The following is a 16,952-nucleotide window of genomic DNA, read 5'->3' on the forward strand; positions in this document are numbered from 1 at the left end:
TGGTCAGCAGGCCGCAGGCCAGCCGGTAGTCTGGTCACATGTCCGAACCGACCGGTGCCGCCCGCCGTCGCGGGCCCTTCCAGGTCGGGGACCAGGTCCAGCTCACCGACCCCAAGGGACGCCACTACACCTTCACGCTCGAAGCCGGGAAGCAGTTCCACACCCACAAGGGTGCCTTCCCGCACGACGAGCTGATCGGTGCTCCCGAGGGCAGTGTTGTCCGAACCACGGGAAACGTCGCCTACCTCGCGCTGCGCCCCCTGCTCCCCGACTACGTCCTGTCCATGCCGCGCGGAGCCGCCGTGGTCTACCCCAAGGACGCGGGGCAGATCCTGGCCTTCGCCGACATCTTCCCCGGCGCCCGCGTCGTGGAGGCCGGTGTCGGCTCCGGCTCGCTGAGCAGCTTCCTGCTGCGCGCCATCGGCGACCAGGGCATGCTGCACTCCTACGAGCGCCGCGCCGACTTCGCCGAGATCGCGCAGCAGAACGTCGAGCGCTACTTCGGCGGCCCGCACCCCGCCTGGCAGCTCACCGTCGGCGACCTCCAGGACAACCTGTCCGACACCGATGTCGACCGGGTCATCCTGGACATGCTCGCCCCCTGGGAGTGCCTGGAGGCCGTGCGCAAGGCGCTCGTCCCCGGCGGCATCCTCTGCTGCTACGTGGCCACCACCACCCAGCTCGCGCGCACCGTCGAGTCCATCCGCGAGATCGGCTGCTTCGCCGAGCCGCAGCCGTGGGAGTCGATGATCCGCAACTGGCACGTCGAGGGCCTGGCCGTCCGCCCGGACCACCGGATGATCGGCCACACCGGCTTCCTCGTCACCGCCCGCCGCCTCGCGGACGGCGTCGAGCCGCCGATGCGCCGCCGCCGCCCGGCGAAGGGCGCGTACGGCGAGGACTACGAAGGCCCCAACAAGGGCTGAGTTCCGGGGTACTGTGCCGGCCGGCGCCGCCCCCGGGTTCCGCACCGCGCGGAACTCGGCGGCGGCGCCGCTGCGTTGAGGGCGAGCCGCTGTTCCCCGGCGGCAGGCCGTGTGGCACGATGCGGAAGATCCACGCCCTCGCGCATCCTCAGGAGTCACGTGCACCCTGCCGGGCCGCCGCCCCTCCCGCACGCCCGCCCCCGTCCCGCGCACTGGCTCGGCACCGCCGCCGCGCTCGCCGCCGTGATCGCGGGCACCGCCCTGCTGGGCCCCCGCGACACCACCGCGCCCGTGGCGCTGCGTTCCCCCGCGCCCGACGCCCGTGCCGCGCACTATCCGTTGGACTGTGCCGGAACCCGGGCGGAGGTCGTCAAGCAGGAGTCCGCGGACCTGGACGGGGACGGCCGTCCCGAGACGGCCGCCGTCGTGCGCTGCCGTGCCGGCGGAGGCACACCGCCCAGCGGTGTCTACGTCCTTGCCGCACCGGCCGAGAAGGGCGGTGCGCCCCGCGTCGTCGCCACGCTCGTCGACCCGCGGCAGAAGATGAGCGTCACCGCCTTCACCGCGACGGACGACAGGATTTCGGCCACGCTGCTCGGCTACTCCGGGGCGAACGTGCCGCGGTGCTGTCCGGATCTGCGCCGGGCCGTCGAATGGCGGTGGCAGGACGGGAAGTTCGGGCTCACCGCACTTCCCGTCGCGGGGAGTGTGTGAACCGTCACTCCGCGTCGGGGCCGTAGACCTCGGCCCCGTCGGAGACCCGGCGCACGTGGATGCACTCGCCGGGGCACTCCTTCGCCGAGTCCCGGACGTCGTTCAGCAGCGTCAGCGGAACGGGAGTCGTGGCACCCTTGTCCTGCAGCAGTTCGTCGTCCGCGCTCTTCACATAGGCCAGGCCGTCGATGTCCAGCTCGAAGACCTCGGGCGCGTACTGCACACAAATGCCGTCGCCGGTGCACAGGTCCTGGTCGATCCAGACTTCCAGCTCGCTGGGGCCTTCGTTCTGCACGGTCGTCTCGCCTGCCGTTTCCTGCGTACGTGAATCAAATGGAGCCAGCCCTGACGGGTGTTGACCGAGTCGACGATACAACCGCCCGCTTTCCGATGTTGATGGGTGGGTATCCCCCTCCCGTGAGGACGTGCGCAAGGGTGAAGATCGGACACACTCCGACCGGGTTTGTGATCTAGGGGTTTCAACCTGCACCGGCCCAGGTAGGGTCTGGAAGCGTCCAGCTCCCCTTGGAGGAGGTGAGGACCGTGGCAGCCCACGACGACGACATGAACCGCGGCATCCGGCCGGGACGAGGGTCCGACGACCCCGCGGGCCAGGTTGCCTACCTTGAGCAGGAGATCGCCGTCCTGCGACGCAAGCTCGCCGACTCTCCGCGTCACACGAGGATTCTCGAAGAGCGGATCGTCGAGCTCCAGACCAACCTGGCCGGCGTCTCCGCACAGAACGAGCGGCTCGCGAACACCCTGCGTGAGGCCCGCGATCAGATCGTGGCCCTCAAGGAGGAGGTCGACCGGCTCGCCCAGCCGCCCGCCGGTTTCGGTGTCTTCCTGCAGCCCAACGAGGACGGCACGGCCGACATCTTCACCGGAGGCCGCAAGCTCCGGGTCAACGTCAGCCCCAGCGTCGAGCTCGAGGACCTCAGGCCCGGCCAGGAGGTCATGCTCAACGAGGCGCTCAACGTGGTCGACGCGATGGCCTTCGAGCGGCACGGCGACATCGTCACCCTCAAGGAGATCCTCGACGGCGGCGAACGGGCCCTCGTCATCGGACACACCGACGAGGAGCGGGTGGTGAGGCTCGCCGAGCCGCTGCTGGACGCCACCATCCGCCCCGGGGACGCCCTCCTGCTGGAGCCCCGCTCCGGCTACGTCTACGAGGTCATCCCCAAGAGCGAGGTCGAGGAACTCGTCCTCGAAGAGGTCCCGGACATCGACTACACCAAGATCGGCGGTCTGGGGAACCAGATCGAGCTGATCCGCGATGCGGTCGAGCTCCCCTACCTCTACCCCGACCTCTTCAAGGAGCACGAACTGCGGCCGCCCAAGGGCGTCCTGCTCTACGGCCCGCCCGGCTGCGGCAAGACGCTCATCGCCAAGGCCGTCGCCAACTCCCTTGCCAAGAAGGTCGCCGAGGTCACCGGCAAGCCCGCGGGGAAGAGCTTCTTCCTCAACATCAAGGGCCCCGAACTGCTCAACAAGTACGTCGGCGAGACCGAGCGGCACATCCGGCTGATCTTCCAGCGCGCTCGGGAGAAGGCCAGCGAGGGCACGCCCGTCATCGTCTTCTTCGACGAGATGGACTCCCTCTTCCGCACCCGCGGATCCGGCGTCAGCTCGGACGTGGAGAACACCATCGTCCCCCAGCTGCTCTCCGAGATCGACGGCGTGGAGGGCCTGGAGAACGTCATCGTCATCGGCGCCTCCAACCGCGAGGACATGATCGACCCCGCGATCCTGCGCCCCGGCCGGCTCGACGTGAAGATCAAGATCGAGCGCCCGGACGCCGAGGCCGCCAAGGACATCTTCTCGAAGTACCTCACGGAGACCCTGCCGCTGCACGCCGACGACCTGGCCGAGCACGGGGGAGACGCCCGGGTCACGGTCGACGGCATGATCCAGTCGGTGGTCGAGCAGATGTACGCGGAATCCGAGGAGAACCGCTTCCTGGAGGTCACCTACGCCAACGGTGACAAGGAAGTCCTCTACTTCAAGGACTTCAACTCCGGCGCCATGATCCAGAACATCGTGGACCGGGCCAAGAAGATGGCCATCAAGGCCTTCCTCGACCACAACCAGAAGGGCCTGCGCGTCTCCCACCTGCTCGCCGCCTGCGTCGACGAGTTCAAGGAGAACGAGGACCTGCCCAACACCACCAACCCGGACGACTGGGCCCGCATCTCCGGCAAGAAGGGCGAGCGGATCGTCTTCATCCGCACCCTCGTCACCGGAAAGCAGGGCGCGGACACGGGCCGCTCCATCGACACCGTGGCCAATACCGGCCAGTACCTGTAGCACCCGCCGTCCGGCTGCGGATGTCCTTCCCCCGTCCCTCGTGGCGGGGGGCTCCCAGGGCGTCCGCGGCCGGTCGTGTTTTACGGCCGCGCCCCGCGGGCCCCGGCACGGCACGAACCGGAGCAATGACTGTAATGATCTCCCCAGCGCCGCAAAGCCGTTCTAGGCTCTCTGGTAGCGCAGCGCAGCGCGCGGGGGACGCACATGGACCGGAAGCGCAGCGGTACTTGAGCGCGGACCCCATTCCGGGGCGCCGCCGGGCAAGGAGGGCCGCATGACCGTACGGCGAGTAATGGGTATCGAGACGGAGTACGGGATCTCCGTCCCCGGTCACCCGAACGCCAATGCCATGCTCACCTCGTCCCAGATCGTCAACGCCTACGCGGCCGCGATGCACCGGGCACGCCGTGCCCGCTGGGACTTCGAGGAGGAGAACCCGCTGCGGGACGCCCGCGGCTTCGACCTCGCCCGCGAGGCCGCCGACTCCAGCCAGCTCACCGACGAGGACATCGGCCTGGCCAACGTCATCCTCACCAACGGGGCACGGCTCTACGTCGACCACGCACACCCCGAGTACAGCTCCCCGGAGATCACCAACCCCCGGGACGCCGTCCTCTGGGACAAGGCCGGCGAACGGATCATGGCCGAGGCCGCCGAGCGCGCCGCCCAGCTGCCCGGAGCCCAGCCGATCCACCTCTACAAGAACAACACCGACAACAAGGGCGCCTCCTACGGCACGCACGAGAACTACCTGATGAAGCGGGAGACCCCCTTCTCGGACATCGTGCGCCACCTGACACCGTTCTTCGTCTGCCGCCAGGTCGTCACCGGCGCGGGCCGCGTCGGCATCGGCCAGGACGGTCACGAGCACGGTTTCCAGATCAGCCAGCGCGCCGACTACTTCGAGGTCGAGGTCGGCCTGGAGACCACCCTCAAGCGGCCCATCATCAACACCCGCGACGAGCCGCACGCCGACGCCGAGAAGTACCGCCGGCTCCACGTGATCATCGGCGACGCCAACCTCTCCGAGATCTCCACCTACCTCAAGCTGGGCACCACGGCCCTGGTCCTGTCGATGATCGAGGACGGCTTCATCGCCTCCGACCTCGCCGTCGAACAGCCCGTCCGCACCCTCCACCAGGTCAGCCACGACCCCACGCTGCGCCGCCTGATCACGCTCCGCAGCGGCCGCACACTCACCGCCGTGCAGCTGCAGATGGAGTACTTCGAGCTTGCGCGCAAGTACGTGGAGGACCGCTTCGGCGCGGACGCGGACGAGCAGACCAAGGACGTCCTGGGCCGCTGGGAGGACGTGCTCAACCGGCTCGAGCGCGACCCCATGAGCCTGTCCGGCGAGCTGGACTGGGTCGCCAAGCGCGAGCTCCTGGAGGGCTACCGCCGCCGCGACGGCCTGGACTGGGACGCGGCCCGGCTGCACCTGGTGGACCTGCAGTACGCGGACGTCCGCCCGGAGAAGGGCCTGTACAACCGCCTGGCCGCCCGCGGCAAGATGCGGCGGCTGCTGGACGAGACCGAGGTGGCCCGCGCCAGGACGGCCCCTCCGGAGGACACCCGGGCCTACTTCCGCGGCCGCTGCCTGGAGCAGTACGCGGACGACGTGGCCGCGGCCTCCTGGGACTCGGTGATCTTCGACCTCCCCGGCCGCGACTCCCTGCAGCGCGTCCCCACCCTGGAACCGCTGCGGGGCACCCGCAACCACGTCAAGGAACTCCTGGACCGCTGTCGCACGGCGGAGGAGCTGGTGCGGGTGCTGTCGGGCGGCTGAGCAGGGTCCGGAGGGTCTGAGAAGCGGGCGATCCGGGAATCATCCGGGTGGTTCCGGGACGTTGTAGCAAGTGCAGGGCCCGGGCGGGACCCGGCCGATAGGGTCTGATCTTGCACGGGGTTCTGTCAGAGAAGGTTCTTCGAGACACGAGCGGGGTGAGGGGCATGGCGACCAAGGACACCGGCGGCGGGCAGCAGAAGGCCACGCGTTCGACGGAGGAGGTCGAGGAGCAGGCGCAGGATGCGCAGGGCTCCGAGGACCTCAAGGAGCGCCACGAGAAGCTGTCGGACGACGTGGACTCTGTGCTGGACGAAATCGATGATGTGCTCGAAGAGAACGCCGAGGACTTCGTTCGAAGCTTCGTTCAAAAGGGTGGAGAGTGATTTTTCCTTCGAATCGAAGGTGAAAAGGTGGGGTGGCTGTCTGTGTCGGAGGGGATGAAGCGCTGCGCGCGGTGCCGCAAGGGAAAGCCGCGCGAGGCGTTCGCTGCCGATCGGTCGCTGCGTGACGGTCTGCAGTGCTACTGCAGAGTGTGCGCATCCGAGTACCACCAGGAGCGGCAGAAGGCGAAGGGTAGGAACGTTCGCCCCCGAGTGACGGCTCCGGAAGGGCACAAGTACTGCCGCCAGTGCGGGGAGGTCAAGCCGCACTCGGAGTGGCATCGAAACGCAACGGCTCCCGATGGGCTCTCGACGCGCTGCAAGGCGTGCCGTGCCGCCGAGAACCGCGCTGGCCACCTCAAGCGGACCTACGGCATCACCGAGGCTCAGCGCGATGAAATGATCGCCTCGCAAGCAGGCGTTTGTTGCGTCTGCTTGGCAGCCCCGGCAGTGCATGTGGATCATTGCCACGAGACGGATAAGGTCCGTGGCGTGCTGTGCTTCAACTGCAATTCGGCACTCGGAAAGTTGAGAGACGATGTCGGCGTGATGCGCCGGGCCATCGCATACGTGGAAGGAAACGTGTGGAAGCCAACCCTCGTAGCATCGGGCGTCTACCAGCTGCCTTCCTGACGCCCGGCTCGTCCTCGTTCATGGACTTCGTGGCCGCCCACCAGCCCGAGCTGATCCCGCAGAAGCGGCAGCTGCCGACGCAGGGCGTGGTCGAGGCGCCGCACGGGACGACGATCGTGGCGGCCTCGTTCCCGGGCGGCGTGGTGCTCGCCGGTGACCGGCGGGCGACGATGGGCAATCTCATCGCGCAGCGGGACATCGAGAAGGTCTTCCCGGCCGACGAGTACTCGGCGGTCGGCATCGCCGGCACGGCGGGTCTGGCCGTGGAGATGGTCAAGCTGTTCCAGCTGGAGCTGGAGCACTTCGAGAAGGTGGAGGGCGCGCAGCTCTCCCTGGAGGGCAAGGCCAACCGGCTCTCCACGATGATCCGCGGCAATCTGGGCATGGCCATGCAGGGCCTGGCCGTGGTGCCGCTGTTCGCCGGGTGGGACGTGGACCGCCAGAAGGGGCGGATCTTCTCCTACGACGTGACGGGCGGGCGCTCGGAGGAGCACGGCTTCGCGGCGACGGGGTCGGGTTCGCTCTTCGCGCGCGGGTCGTTCAAGAAGCTGTTCCGCGAGGACCTGACGGAGCAGCAGACGATCACGCTGGTGGTGCAGGCGCTGTACGACGCGGCCGACGAGGACTCCGCGACGGGCGGGCCGGATCTGGCGCGCCGGATCTATCCGATCGTCACCGTGATCACCGACGAGGGCTTCCGGCGGCTCACCGAGGCCGAGTGCTCCGAGACCGTGCGGGCGATCCACGAGCGGCGGCTGGAGGAGCCGGACGGTCCGCGGGCCGCGCTGCTCTAGGGCTCGTCCGGGGCTTCTTGCATGCTTTCGCCATTGACAGAAAGGGACGGATAGCCGGTGTCGACGCCGTTCTATGTTTCACCTCAGCAGGCCATGGCCGACCGTGCCGAGTACGCCCGCAAGGGCATCGCGCGCGGCCGCAGCGTCGTGGTGCTCCAGTACGACAACGGCGTGGTGTTCGTCGCCGAGAACCCGTCCCGTGCGCTGCACAAGGTCAGCGAGATCTACGACCGGATCGCCTTCGCCGCGGTCGGGAAGTACAACGAGTTCGAGAACCTGCGCATCGGCGGCGTCCGGTACGCGGACCTGCGGGGCTACACCTACGACCGTGACGACGTGACGGCGCGCGGCCTGGCGAACGTCTACGCCCAGACGCTGGGCTCGATCTTCTCCAGCGCGGGCGAGAAGCCGTACGAGGTCGAGCTGATCGTCGCCGAGGTGGGCGCGGGCCCCGAGGACGACCAGATCTACCGGCTGCCGCACGACGGCTCGATCGTGGACGAGCACGGCTCGGTCGCGGTGGGCGGCAATGCGGACCAGATCAGCAGCTATCTCGACCAGCGTCACCGGGACGGGATGACGCTGTCGGAGGCGCTCAAGCTGGCGATGGAGTCCCTCGCGCGGGACACCAACGGCGGCGAGCGGACGCTGACCGCCGAGCAGCTGGAGGTCGCGGTCCTGGACCGGACGCGGCCGCAGCAGCGCAAGTTCAAGAGGTTGCTGGGCCGCCAGCTGTCCCGGCTGCTGGAGGAGGAGGCCGGGGCGGACGCCTCCGACGTCACGATGGACGAGGCCGACGCGGAGGAGCAGGGCTCCGGGGACTGATTCCCGCCGTTCCTCCAAAATATTTCCGCCGCACGCCCCGCCGGTTCAACCGCCCGCGGGGCGCGCGGCGTTGTGCGTGGTGGAGCCGCGGGTGACCAGGCGGACGGGCAGGGCGTCGGCGGTGGGGGCGCGGCCGTCGAGGACGGCCATGAGGGCGCGCATGCCGGCTTCGCCGACGGCTTCGGCGGGCAGCCGGACGGTGGTGAGCTCGGGTTCGACGGCGGTGGCGAGGGAGAGGTCGTCGAAGCCGGTGACCGAGACGTCCTCGGGGACCCGCAGCCCGAGCCGCCGGGCGGCCTTGCAGGCGCCGGCGGCGAGGACGTCGCCGTCGCAGACCAGCGCGGTGGGGCGGGGGCCGGGGCCGGTGAGGGCGCGTTCGGCGGCCTGCCGTCCGGCGGCGACGTCGAGCGTGGCGGTCTCGGTGCGGACGAGGGCGGCGCCGGGGACGGTGCGGAGGGTGCCGGCCAGGGCGCGGGCGCGCTCGCGGAATGTCCAGGAGTCGATGTCGGCGGCGAGGTGGCCGAAGCGGCGGTGGCCGAGGCCGAGGAGGTGCCGGGCGACCTGGCGCATGCCGTCGGCGATGTCGAGGTTGACGGTGGCGGAGGCCTCGGGGTGCTTGGGGTCGCTGTCGAGCATGACCAGGGGGAGGCCGCCCTCGCGGATGTCGTCGAGGGCGTCGGCGGCCATGGAGGAGGCGATGACGCCGTCCAGGGTGGCCCGGGCCGAGGAGAAGGGGTCGCGGGCGGGGCCGGTGCCGTCGGGGGAGGGGTAGAGCAGGACGCCGACGCCGTGTTCGGCGGCCGCGCGGGCGGCGCCGGTGTAGACGCGGGCGAAGACCTCGTTGGTGAGGGCGGGGACGACGAGCAGGGCGGTGCGGGTGCGGCCGAGGCGCAGGTTGCGGGCGGCGAGGTTGGGGCGGTAGCCGAGTCCGCGGGCGGCGGTGCGGACGGCCTCGGCGGTCCGCTCGGAGACGCGGCCGCGCCATTTCCCGCCCATGACCAGAGAGACCGTCGCCTGGGAGACCCCGGCCTCGCGTGCGACGTCCCGGCTGGTGGGCTTCTCCGGCACCTTGTCCGTCACGGGTGGGGCGTCCCTTTCCTGCCGACCCGCGGTTGGACCCGGGGGTTGCGGCCATGGTACGTATAACTGCTTCAGTTATACGTAAAACCAGCCGGTGACCGGCGGGTCGGCAACAGAGTGTTCACAGACGGAAGGCGGACGATGGCGGCGGCAGCGGGCGGCGGCTACGGCGACATGCTCAGAACGCGGTACGCGGCACGGCTGCTCACCGGAACCCTGGTGGGACGGCTGCCGAACGCCACCGCGGCGCTGGCGATCGTCCTCTTCGTCCGTGCCCAGGGCGGCAGTTACGCCCTGGCCGGCGGGCTCTCCGCCGTCTACGGCGTGGCCAACGCCGTCGGCCAGCCGCTGCTCGGCCGGGCCGTGGACCTCCGCGGCCAGCTGCGCGTGATGCTGCCCGCGGCGGCGCTGGCGGCGCTCGGCATGACGGCCTTCGTCCTGGTGGGCCTGGACTCGGTGCCAGCGGCCTACGCCGCCATGATCGTGGCGGGCTTCTTCACGCCGCCGATGGAGGGCGGGCTGCGGGCCCTGTGGCCGTCGGTCCTCAAGGGCAAGGAGGAGCGAATACACGCCGCCTACGCCCTCGACGCGGTCGCCCAGGAGTTCATCTACGTCTTCGGCCCGCTGCTCGTCACCGGTCTGATCGCCTGCTGGTCCGAGGCGGGCTCGCTGTTCGTCATCAATGTCCTCGGTGTGCTCGGCACGCTGGCCGTGGTCACCTCGCCGCCCTCGCGGCAGTGGCGCAGCGAGCCGCGCGACGCGCACTGGCTGGGCGCGCTGCGCTCGCCCGGGCTGCGCGTGGTGCTGGCGGCGTTCTTCTTCATCGGCTCGGCGATGGGCTCGATCGCGGTCGCCGCGGTCGCCTACGGCGACGTGCACGGCGGCGGCATGGTCTCCAGCTACCTGCTTTCGGCCGTCGGTGTCGGCGCGCTGATCGGCGGCTTCGTCTACGGGGCCCGGCAGTGGCCGGGGACCCCGGAGCAGCGGCTGCGGGTGCTCGCGGCGGCGATGGCCGTGTGCTACCTGCCGCTGCTGCTGGTGCCGGGCGTGGTGGGGATGACGCTGCTCGCCGGTGTGGCGGGCGTCTTCCTCGCGCCGTCGCTGGCCTGCGCGTTCGTCGTGGTCGACCGGCACGCGCCGCAGGGCACGGTGACGGAGGCGTTCTCCTGGCTGGTGACCTCCTTCGGCGTGGGTGCGGCCATCGGCACGGCCTTCGTCGGCCCGGCGGTCGAATACGGCGGCGCCGGCGCAGGGTTCGCGACCGCCGTGGGCGGCGGTGCGGCTGCGACGGCCGTCCTGCTCGGGACCCGGCGCCACCTGCAGGCTCCGGCGTCCGTCTCGACGGTCGTGGCGCGGTCGGAAAATGATCGGAACGGGGCCGTCGAACCCGGTTTCAGCACGGAGCATCAGGCGTAGTGTTCAGGCATGGACCGCCGCATTTTCGGGCTGGAGAACGAGTACGGCGTCACGTGCACCTTCAGAGGACAGCGCCGCCTGTCCCCTGACGAAGTGGCGCGGTACCTCTTCCGCCGTGTCGTTTCCTGGGGCCGCAGCAGCAATGTCTTCCTGCGCAACGGCGCCCGCCTCTACCTCGACGTGGGATCGCACCCGGAATACGCAACTCCCGAGTGCGACAGCGTGACCGAGCTGGTCACCCATGACAAGGCGGGCGAGCGCATCCTCGAGGGCCTCCTCGTCGACGCCGAGCGCCGCCTGCACGAGGAGGGGATCGCGGGCGACGTCTACCTCTTCAAGAACAACACCGATTCCGCCGGGAACTCCTACGGCTGCCACGAGAACTATCTCGTCGCGCGGCACGGGGAGTTCTCGCGTCTTGCGGACATCCTCATCCCCTTCCTGGTGACGCGGCAGCTGCTGTGCGGCGCGGGGAAGGTGCTGCAGACCCCGCGGGGCGCGGTCTACTGCGTGAGCCAGCGTGCGGAGCACATCTGGGAGGGCGTCAGCTCCGCCACCACGCGCTCGCGCCCGATCATCAACACCCGGGACGAGCCGCACGCCGACGCCGAGCGCTACCGCCGCCTGCATGTGATCGTCGGCGACTCGAACATGTCCGAGACGACCATGCTGCTGAAGGTCGGTGCGACCGATCTCGTGCTGCGCATGATCGAGGCGGGCACGGTGATGCGCGATCTGACGCTGGAGAATCCCATCCGGGCCATCCGCGAGGTCAGCCACGACATCACGGGCAGACGCAAGGTGCGTCTGGCCAGCGGCCGGGAGGCCTCGGCCCTGGAGGTCCAGCAGGAGTACTACGAGAAGGCCGTGGACTTCTGCGAGCGCCGCGGCATCCGCACGGGCACGGTCGAGCGGGTGCTGGAGCTGTGGGGGCGCTCCCTGGAGGCGATCCGGGACGAGGACCTGGACCGCATCGAGACCGAGATCGACTGGGTGATGAAGTACCGCCTCATCGAGCGGTACCGGGCGAAGAACAACATCACCATGTCGCATCCGCGCATTGCGCAGATAGACCTCGCTTACCACGACATCCACCGCCGGCGGGGGCTGTACTACCTGCTGGAGAAGCGCGGGCAGGCGGCGCGGGTGTGCAACGACGTCAAGATCTTCGAGGGCAAGTCGGTGCCGCCGCAGACCACCCGGGCCCGGCTGCGCGGCGATTTCATCCGCCGGGCACAGGAGCAGCGGCGGGACTTCACCGTCGACTGGGTGCATCTGAAGCTCAACGACCAGGCGCAGCGCACCGTGTTGTGCAAGGACCCGTTCCGTTCCGTGGACGACCGGGTGGAGAAGCTGATCGCCGGAATGTGAGCGTCCGGAAGTGCGGCAAAAGGCACGGATGTGCGCCGGGTCCACCGGACCCGGCGCACATCCGTGTCGGGCAGGGTTGATCGGTGCGGCACAGGCCGTAGAGTGACGGACACTGCCCAGCGACCCCCCTAGCCCGAGTTGGACTTCATGAACCACACGAAGAACACGCGTCGCCTCGCCGCGGCTCTGGCCGTGCCCGTCCTGCTGCTCGCCGCCGCGGCGTGCGGGAGCGACGGCGGAGGATCGTCGGAGGCCAAGGTCACGGTGGAGGGGAAGTTCGGCGAGCAGCCCAAGATCTCCACGCCGAAGGGCGCCAAGCCGTCGGACAAGATGGTCGTCAAGACCCTCACCGAGGGCACGGGCGAGAAGGCGGAGAAGGGCTCCTACGTCCGGCTGGACTTCGCCGGGCAGACGATGAAGGACGACAAGCCCCTCGGCGGCACCTGGGCCACCCAGGACAAGTCGGCCAAGGGCCCGCGCCGGCAGATGGTCCAGCAGCTGGGCCAGCCCAGCCAGGAGATGCCGTCGAAGGTGCTGGACGCCGTGGCCGGCCAGAAGGTCGGCAGCCGGATCGAGGTCGAGGGCAGCGCGAAGGCGCTCATCGGGGACCAGCTCAACCCGCAGGCCGGCGTGAAGCCCGAGGACGGCCTGGTGTGGGTGATCGACGTGGTCGGTGCGCAGAAGGTCGACTCCAAGAGCGAGGCCAAGGGCGACCAGGCCAAGCCGGAGGACGGCATGCCCGAGGTGAAGGCGAACGCGCAGAAGGCCGCCGACATCAGCATCCCCAAGGACACCAAGCCCCCGACGGACCTGAAGCAGCAGGTGCTGATCAAGGGCAGCGGCCCGGAGATCAAGGCGGGTGACGGCCTGATCGCCCAGTACACGGGCGTGAAGTGGGAGGACGGCCAGAAGTTCGACTCCTCCTGGGACCACTCGGGCGCCACGGCCTTCCAGATCGGCACCGGCTCGGTCGTCCAGGGCTGGGACCAGGGCCTGGTGGGCAAGCACGTCGGGGACCGGGTGGAGCTGGTGATCCCGCCGAAGCTGGGCTACGAGGGCCAGGCGCAGAGCGGGCTCGACAAGAACACGCTGGTCTTCGTCGTCGACATCGTGGGCAAGGTCTGACGGCAGATCGAGATCTGCCAGAATTGCACGGCTGTCCGCAAGACAACGTTCGTAGGAGCACTTTCGTGAACATCGACAAGCCCGAGGTCGACTTCCCGGGCGGCGAGCCGCCGGCCGACCTGGAGATCAAGGACATCTGGGAGGGCGACGGCCCGGTCGCCCAGGTCGGCAACATGGTCCAGGTCCACTACGTGGGTGTCTCCTTCTCCTCCGGCGAGGAGTTCGACGCCAGCTGGAACCGCGGCACCCCGCTGCAGTTCAAGCTGGGCGCCGGCCAGGTCATCGCGGGCTGGGACAAGGGCGTCCAGGGCATGAAGGTCGGCGGCCGCCGCCAGCTGATCATCCCGCCGCACCTGGCCTACGGCGACCGTGGCGCCGGCGGCAAGATCGCGCCGGGCGAGACCCTGATCTTCGTCTGCGACCTGGTCGCCGTCTGAGACGCGTTGTGACGTGAAGGGCCCGGGGCCCGTGCCTGCGGGCGCGGGCCCTCGGCTTTTGCCGTGGCAGCGGCGAGCGGTACGGTCAGCGGTTGAGAGCACAAGTAGAGAGGGCGTCGATGGCGATCGCCAAGGCCGAGCGGCTGATGAACCTGGCGCTGTGCCTGCTGGGCACCCGCCGGCCGCTCAGCAAGCGGGAGTTGCGGGGGTCCATCGAGGCCTACCTCGAAGCGTTCGGGCCGGGCAACGGTGCTTCCGAGGGCGGCGATGACGCCTTCAACCGGATGTTCGAGCGCGACAAGGACGACCTTCGCGAACTCGGCCTGATCATCGAGACGGTGGAGAGCACCGACGGCGAATTCGGCTACCTCGCCCGCCGGGACAGCAACCGTCTCCCCCCGGTCACCCTCGACGTCGAGGAGGCGGCCGCCCTCGGCCTCGCCGCCAAGGTCTGGCAGCAGGCCCGGCTGGCCGGCGCCGCCAGCGGTGCGCTGCAGAAGCTGCGCGCCGCCGGGATGCCGCTCGCCGAGGACTCCTACGGGCACCTCGCGCTGGAGCCGCGCATCCCCGTCCACGAGTCGGCCTTCGAGCCGCTGATGCTGGCCGCCCGCGACCGCCGGACCGTCACCTTCGACTACCGCAAGGCCAACGCCGCCCGCCCCGAGCAGCGGCATGTCGAGCCGTGGACCCTGGAGTGCTGGCGCGGCCACTGGTACCTGGCCGGCTGGGACCGCGACCGGCAGGCCGAGCGGGTCTTCCGGCTCTCCCGCATCACCGGCCGGGTCCGCTCCCGGGCGCTGCCCTTCAGCGCTCCCGTCCCCGACCACGTCACCGTGCGCGAGACGGTCGAGAGCTGGGCCGGCGAGACGGCCACCGGCACCGCCCTGATCAAGGTGCGGGCCGGGCACGGCTATCCGCTGCGCGCCCGGGCCACCGCCACCCGCGACCTGGGCGACGGCTGGGACGAGCTGGAGATCCCCTACGGCCACGGGCTGGACGCCTGGCTGGTGGAGTTCGGCCCGGACGTGATCGTGCTCGAACCGGCCGAGCTGCGGGCCGATGTGATCGACCGGCTGCGTGCCGTGGCCAAGGGCTGAGAGGAACGGGACCGACTACTCATGGCCGTCAACGCCATCGACCAGACCCGGCGGATGCTGTCGCTCGTCACCTACCTGCGCGAGCGCCCCGGCGCCCGCGTCGCCGACGTGGCCCGCGCCTTCGGGATCACCGAGGACGAGCTGATCGGCGACCTCGACGTGCTGCCCATGTGCGGCACCAGCTTCCGCGGCGGCGACCTGCTGGACATCGACACCGACGGTGACCGCATCTGGTGGCACAACCCCGACGCCTCGGGCACCAGCACCGGCGAGCCGCTGCGGCTCGCGGCCGACGAGGCCACCGCGTTGCTGGTGGCCGCCCGCGCCGTCGCCACCCTGCCCGGGCTGCGCGAGGGCGACCGGCAGGCGCTGGTCCGTGCCACCGCCAAGATCGAGGCGGCGGCCGGGGAGGCCGCGGGCGCCAGCTCGCGGCTCTCGGTCAGCTTCGAGTCCGAGGGCGGCGTCTTCGCCGAGGTCGACCGGGCCATCTCCGAGCGCCGCCGGCTCTGGCTGCGCTACTACTCGCCCGCGCGGGACGAGCTCACCGAGCGCGAGGTCGATCCGATCCGGCTGTTCGCCGTCGGCCGCACCTACATGGAGGCCTGGTGCCGGCTCACCGAGGCCCGGCGCACCTTCCGGCTGGACCGGGTGGCCGAGATCCGGCTGCTGGACGCGCCCGCCGACCCGCCGCCCGTCGAACTGCGCGACCTGTCCGAGGCGCTGGTCCAGCCCGCCGCCGAGGACCCCGAGGTCGTCATCGAGGTCGGCCCCGGCGGCCGCTGGGTCGCCGAGTACTACCCGCACGACAGCGCCGAGGAACTGCCCGAGGGCGGGCTGCGGATCACCCTGCGCGCCCCCGACCCCGCCTCGCTGCGGCGGCTGGCGCTGCGGCTGGGCCGCGACGGGCGGATCGTCTCCCCGCAGGAACTGGCGGACAGCGCGCGGGACGCGGCCCGCGAGGCCCTCGCGGGCTACGGCGAGTGAGCGGCCACGGAGAGAGGAGGCCGCAGTGAACGGTGTGAAAGGGGATCCGATGGACGGGTGCACGACGGTCGCCGCGGTCTTCAAGGCCGCCTGCCCCGACTGCCGCAGCAGCTTCGAGCTGGCCGCGGGGGCGCTGCGGCTGGCGATCGGCGCCAGCGACCGCACCACCTTCTACTCCTTCACCTGCCCCGACTGCGGCTCCGCGGTGCGCAAGCCCGCGGGGGAGCGGATCGTCGCGCTGCTGACCGACGGCGGCGTGCGGACGCTGCGCCTCCACATCACCGCCTGACCTGGCCGTTTCCCCCGATAGGCTCGTCCCATGCTGTGGCCCGTGATCGCCGTCGTCCTCGCCTTCTGCGGCATCGCCGTGCTCGGGGTGCTCTCCGTGCGCGTCTTCGTGGAGGTGAGACGGCTGGCCCGGCAGGTGGCCGACAGCTCGCAGCGCATCACCCGCGCGGCCGAGGAGCTGGAGCGGGCCGCGGGCCCGCTGGCCTCGCAGACCGCACAGGTGCTCCACCGGGACTGAATCCGCGCTCGTCCGCCGCCCTGCTGAGGCCCGGAACCGGACGGGTAGTCTGGTTCCGGCGGCCCTGGTGACGAGGCGGAGGGCCGCAACTGGGAGTATGCAGAGGGATTGCCCGGCGTTCACTGCTGCGCGTTACGATCGCTGCGGTACGTCTGGTGGACATTTGTCCGGTCAGTCGTCAGTCCCAGTCCATCCCGCTTCGGTGAGAAGGTACACGCATATGTTCGGACGGCTCGGCGCCCCCGAGATCATCCTCATCCTCGTCGTGGTCGTGCTGCTGTTCGGCTCGAAGAAGCTGCCGGACATGGCGCGCTCCCTCGGCAAGTCCGCGCGGATCCTCAAGAGCGAGACCAAGGCCATGCGCTCCGAGGGCCAGGACAACGCCTCCGCCCCGGCCGACCCGCCCGCCGACGCGCAGAGCCCCCGTACCATCAAGGCTGCCCCCGGCGACGCGACCTCCCGCCCGGTGAACGAGCCGGGCGACCGCACGACGCAGCGCTGAACCCGGCAAAGATCAGGACGGCGCCGTCTGCCGCCGTCCGCCGCAC

19 protein-coding genes are annotated in these 16,952 nt (G+C 70.3%); 17 read left to right on the forward strand and 2 right to left on the reverse strand.

The genetic code is table 11. The annotated features are described in order from the left end of the window. Nucleotides 1-38 precede the first annotated feature (38 nt). Both ACLHRZ_RS06680 and ACLHRZ_RS06685 read left to right on the forward strand, forming a co-directional pair. Nucleotides 39-926: a tRNA (adenine-N1)-methyltransferase gene (locus ACLHRZ_RS06680; RefSeq protein WP_171080361.1), complete on the forward strand. Its 888-nt coding sequence runs from the start codon at nt 39-41 to the stop codon at nt 924-926. Between the two features lie 159 nt (nt 927-1,085). After that, nucleotides 1,086-1,640 (forward strand): hypothetical protein, encoded by a 555-nt coding sequence (locus ACLHRZ_RS06685; protein WP_490417335.1) that lies wholly within the window; start codon nt 1,086-1,088, stop codon nt 1,638-1,640. Nucleotides 1,641-1,644: 4 nt separating this feature from the next. Here the strand turns inward: ACLHRZ_RS06685 and ACLHRZ_RS06690 are convergent, their stop codons facing one another. Next, nucleotides 1,645-1,935 (reverse strand): ferredoxin, encoded by a 291-nt coding sequence (locus tag ACLHRZ_RS06690; RefSeq protein ID WP_490417336.1) that lies wholly within the window; start codon nt 1,933-1,935, stop codon nt 1,645-1,647. Nucleotides 1,936-2,183: 248 nt separating this feature from the next. Here ACLHRZ_RS06690 and arc point away from each other — a divergent pair, with 248 nt between their 5' ends. From arc to prcA, 6 genes are all read left to right on the forward strand, one after another. Next, nucleotides 2,184-3,950 (forward strand): proteasome ATPase, encoded by a 1,767-nt coding sequence (gene arc / locus ACLHRZ_RS06695; RefSeq protein WP_490417337.1) that lies wholly within the window; start codon nt 2,184-2,186, stop codon nt 3,948-3,950. Nucleotides 3,951-4,224: 274 nt separating this feature from the next. After that, on the forward strand, nt 4,225-5,736 hold the full coding sequence (gene dop, locus ACLHRZ_RS06700; protein WP_390778956.1) for a depupylase/deamidase Dop: 1,512 nt from the start codon (nt 4,225-4,227) through the stop codon (nt 5,734-5,736). Between the two features lie 164 nt (nt 5,737-5,900). Next, nucleotides 5,901-6,119, forward strand: coding sequence for a ubiquitin-like protein Pup (locus ACLHRZ_RS06705; RefSeq protein ID WP_014671690.1), 219 nt, complete (start codon nt 5,901-5,903; stop codon nt 6,117-6,119). A 54-nt stretch (nt 6,120-6,173) separates the two neighbouring features. After that, on the forward strand, nt 6,174-6,749 hold the full coding sequence (locus ACLHRZ_RS06710) for an endonuclease VII domain-containing protein (RefSeq protein ID WP_490417484.1): 576 nt from the start codon (nt 6,174-6,176) through the stop codon (nt 6,747-6,749). Further along, entirely contained in the window at nt 6,701-7,543 is an 843-nt protein-coding gene (gene prcB / locus ACLHRZ_RS06715) for a proteasome subunit beta (RefSeq protein WP_490417338.1), read from the forward strand. The genes ACLHRZ_RS06710 and prcB overlap by 49 nt, the downstream gene beginning before the upstream one ends. Before the next feature lie 57 nt (nt 7,544-7,600). Then, nucleotides 7,601-8,368: a proteasome subunit alpha gene (gene prcA / locus ACLHRZ_RS06720; RefSeq protein WP_490417339.1), complete on the forward strand. Its 768-nt coding sequence runs from the start codon at nt 7,601-7,603 to the stop codon at nt 8,366-8,368. A 45-nt stretch (nt 8,369-8,413) separates the two neighbouring features. Here prcA and ACLHRZ_RS06725 read toward each other — a convergent pair whose 3' ends face one another. After that, the gene (locus ACLHRZ_RS06725; RefSeq protein WP_490417485.1) at nt 8,414-9,364 is read right to left on the reverse strand and encodes a LacI family DNA-binding transcriptional regulator; all 951 of its coding nucleotides are present in this window, start codon (nt 9,362-9,364) and stop codon (nt 8,414-8,416) included. A gap of 225 nt (nt 9,365-9,589) precedes the next feature. Between ACLHRZ_RS06725 and ACLHRZ_RS06730 the strand changes: the two genes are divergently transcribed. The 9 genes from ACLHRZ_RS06730 to tatA all read left to right on the forward strand — a co-directional run bounded on the left by ACLHRZ_RS06730 (nt 9,590) and on the right by tatA (nt 16,906). After that, complete coding sequence (locus ACLHRZ_RS06730) at nt 9,590-10,864, forward strand: MFS transporter (protein ID WP_490417340.1); 1,275 nt, start codon at nt 9,590-9,592, stop codon at nt 10,862-10,864. 9 nt (nt 10,865-10,873) lie between these two features. Next, the gene (gene pafA / locus ACLHRZ_RS06735; protein WP_490417341.1) at nt 10,874-12,235 is read left to right on the forward strand and encodes a Pup--protein ligase; all 1,362 of its coding nucleotides are present in this window, start codon (nt 10,874-10,876) and stop codon (nt 12,233-12,235) included. A 147-nt stretch (nt 12,236-12,382) separates the two neighbouring features. Then, a complete protein-coding gene (locus ACLHRZ_RS06740; RefSeq protein ID WP_490417342.1) occupies nt 12,383-13,360 on the forward strand; it encodes an FKBP-type peptidyl-prolyl cis-trans isomerase in 978 nt (325 codons plus the stop codon). A 65-nt stretch (nt 13,361-13,425) separates the two neighbouring features. Further along, complete coding sequence (locus ACLHRZ_RS06745) at nt 13,426-13,797, forward strand: FKBP-type peptidyl-prolyl cis-trans isomerase (protein ID WP_490417343.1); 372 nt, start codon at nt 13,426-13,428, stop codon at nt 13,795-13,797. Between the two features lie 119 nt (nt 13,798-13,916). Further along, nucleotides 13,917-14,894 (forward strand): helix-turn-helix transcriptional regulator, encoded by a 978-nt coding sequence (locus tag ACLHRZ_RS06750; protein WP_490417344.1) that lies wholly within the window; start codon nt 13,917-13,919, stop codon nt 14,892-14,894. Between the two features lie 21 nt (nt 14,895-14,915). Beyond that, nucleotides 14,916-15,878 carry a helix-turn-helix transcriptional regulator gene (locus ACLHRZ_RS06755; protein ID WP_490417345.1) on the forward strand — a complete coding sequence of 321 codons (963 nt, stop codon included), beginning with the start codon at nt 14,916-14,918 and terminating at the stop codon, nt 15,876-15,878. A gap of 49 nt (nt 15,879-15,927) precedes the next feature. Beyond that, a complete protein-coding gene (locus ACLHRZ_RS06760) occupies nt 15,928-16,167 on the forward strand; it encodes a hypothetical protein (protein ID WP_490417486.1) in 240 nt (79 codons plus the stop codon). 30 nt (nt 16,168-16,197) lie between these two features. Next, complete coding sequence (locus ACLHRZ_RS06765; RefSeq protein ID WP_490417346.1) at nt 16,198-16,404, forward strand: hypothetical protein; 207 nt, start codon at nt 16,198-16,200, stop codon at nt 16,402-16,404. A gap of 220 nt (nt 16,405-16,624) precedes the next feature. After that, the gene (gene tatA, locus ACLHRZ_RS06770; RefSeq protein WP_490417347.1) at nt 16,625-16,906 is read left to right on the forward strand and encodes a Sec-independent protein translocase subunit TatA; all 282 of its coding nucleotides are present in this window, start codon (nt 16,625-16,627) and stop codon (nt 16,904-16,906) included. Nucleotides 16,907-16,952: the final 46 nt, after the last annotated feature.

The sequence above is a fragment of the Streptomyces sp. AM25 genome (assembly GCF_058146165.1).

Coding starts and splice junctions, on each gene's coding strand:
- ACLHRZ_RS06680 (WP_171080361.1), top strand. CDS start 39: ATGTCCGAACCGACCGGTGCCGCCCGCCGTCGCGGGCCCTTCCAGGTC.
- dop (WP_390778956.1), top strand. CDS start 4,225: ATGACCGTACGGCGAGTAATGGGTATCGAGACGGAGTACGGGATCTCC.
- ACLHRZ_RS06705 (WP_014671690.1), top strand. CDS start 5,901: ATGGCGACCAAGGACACCGGCGGCGGGCAGCAGAAGGCCACGCGTTCG.
- ACLHRZ_RS06710 (WP_490417484.1), top strand. CDS start 6,174: ATGAAGCGCTGCGCGCGGTGCCGCAAGGGAAAGCCGCGCGAGGCGTTC.
- ACLHRZ_RS06725 (WP_490417485.1), bottom strand. CDS start 9,364: ATGGGCGGGAAATGGCGCGGCCGCGTCTCCGAGCGGACCGCCGAGGCC.
- ACLHRZ_RS06730 (WP_490417340.1), top strand. CDS start 9,590: ATGGCGGCGGCAGCGGGCGGCGGCTACGGCGACATGCTCAGAACGCGG.
- pafA (WP_490417341.1), top strand. CDS start 10,874: ATGGACCGCCGCATTTTCGGGCTGGAGAACGAGTACGGCGTCACGTGC.
- ACLHRZ_RS06740 (WP_490417342.1), top strand. CDS start 12,383: ATGAACCACACGAAGAACACGCGTCGCCTCGCCGCGGCTCTGGCCGTG.
- ACLHRZ_RS06750 (WP_490417344.1), top strand. CDS start 13,917: ATGGCGATCGCCAAGGCCGAGCGGCTGATGAACCTGGCGCTGTGCCTG.
- ACLHRZ_RS06755 (WP_490417345.1), top strand. CDS start 14,916: ATGGCCGTCAACGCCATCGACCAGACCCGGCGGATGCTGTCGCTCGTC.
- ACLHRZ_RS06760 (WP_490417486.1), top strand. CDS start 15,928: ATGGACGGGTGCACGACGGTCGCCGCGGTCTTCAAGGCCGCCTGCCCC.
- ACLHRZ_RS06765 (WP_490417346.1), top strand. CDS start 16,198: ATGCTGTGGCCCGTGATCGCCGTCGTCCTCGCCTTCTGCGGCATCGCC.
- tatA (WP_490417347.1), top strand. CDS start 16,625: ATGTTCGGACGGCTCGGCGCCCCCGAGATCATCCTCATCCTCGTCGTG.